Annotated in this window: 1 protein-coding gene; it reads left to right on the forward strand. The window is 69.9% G+C overall.

Translation table 11 applies throughout. From position 1 onward, the window contains the following. Positions 1-266: hypothetical protein (locus VJI93_RS08920; RefSeq protein WP_324009343.1), on the forward strand; the 266-nt coding region annotated here is incomplete at both ends.

Here is a 266-nt window from a genome sequence, read left to right on the forward strand (position 1 = left end):
GGAACTGGTGCGCTGGAGCGACGTGGTCGTGGCCGACTACCACTACTTCTACGACAGCGCCGCCATGCTGTACGCGCTCACCCAGGCCCAGCAATGGAAGGTGGGCGTGCTGGTGGACGAGGCCCACAACCTGCTCGAACGCGCGCGCCGCATGTACACGGCCGAGCTGTCGCAGTTCGCCCTGGCGGCCGCCCGCAAGTCGGCCACCGGTGCCGTGCGCAAGGCGCTGGACCGGCTCAGCCGCAGCTGGAGCGCGCTGAACAGGG

Source organism: Parvimonas sp. M20, assembly GCF_035282425.1.
Classification (GTDB): domain Bacteria; phylum Bacillota; class Clostridia; order Tissierellales; family Peptoniphilaceae; genus Parvimonas.